General features: G+C 70.6%; 1 protein-coding gene. It reads left to right on the forward strand.

Going from position 1 to position 1,114, the window contains the following annotated elements; genetic code table 11:
- Positions 1 to 1,114: 4Fe-4S dicluster domain-containing protein (locus tag FVW27_RS16635; RefSeq protein ID WP_208294858.1), on the forward strand; the 1,114-nt coding region annotated here is incomplete at both ends.

Raw genomic sequence — 1,114 nt, forward strand, 5'->3', positions numbered from 1 at the left:
GCGCCGCCGTGCTGGGCGGCGGGCTGGCCGCGCTGACCGTGGCCTGGGATCTGGCGAAGAAGGGCCACGCGGTGACCCTGGCCGGGTGGTTGGAAGACAGTGGAGAGCATGGGGGCGAGAGCGACCCCCGGATGGCCGCCGCTGGCCGCCTTGCCGCCATCCCCCCGGACGTGCTGCCGCCGGATGCCCTGCACAGGGAACTGGACCGGCTGGCCGGGCTGAAGGTGCGCTTTGCCGCACCGGTAGCGCCTACGGCGGCGGTGCTGGAAGAGATGCGCGCCGCGCACGGGGCGGTGTTCGTGGCGTGGAGCCCGGCGGCTGCCAACGCATTGGGCCTGCCGGACCGCGACCGGTGCGATGCATTGACCCTGGCCCACCCCGATCTGCCCGGCGTGTTCTGCGGCGGCTGGCCCGTGGACGGCCCGGCAGATGCGGCGCGCTGCATCGACGAGGCCGCCGATGGTCGTCATGCCGCCACCTCCATGGACCGCCACCTGACCGGCGTTTCGCTGGAAGCGGGCCGCGAACGGCAGGGACCGTTCGAAACACGATTGTTCACCAGCCTGAAAGGCGTGGAGGCGGTGGCGCCCGTGGCGCTGCCCGCGCTGTCGCCCGCAGGCGAGGGGGAGGGCGGTACCGCGCCCGACATTGCAGACGCGCCCTATCGCGCCGAAGCGGCCCGCTGCCTGCAATGCCAGTGTCTGGAATGCGTGAAGGTGTGCCCGTATCTGGAAAAGTACGGCGAATATCCCAAAAAGCACGCCCGGCGCATCTACAACAACCTGTCCATCGTCAAGGGCGTGCATCAGGCCAACCGGTTCATCAATTCGTGCAGTCTGTGCGGGCTGTGCGGCACGGTGTGTCCCACCGGGTTCGACATGGCCCCGCTGTGCCACGAGGCGCGGCGCACACTGGTGCATGACGGCAAGATGCCGCCCTCCACCCACGAATTCGCGCTGGACGACATGGCCTTCAGCAACGGGCCGCATGCCGCGCTGCTGCGCGCCCCGGCGGGGGCGGAAACCTGCGCATGGCTGTTCCTGCCCGGCTGCCAGCTTGCGGCGTCCGCACCGGACAGGGTGGCGCAGGCGTGGGGCATTCTGGCCGACCGTCT

This window comes from Nitratidesulfovibrio liaohensis, assembly GCF_011682075.1.
In the GTDB taxonomy this organism is placed as follows: Bacteria; Desulfobacterota; Desulfovibrionia; order Desulfovibrionales; family Desulfovibrionaceae; genus Cupidesulfovibrio; species Cupidesulfovibrio liaohensis.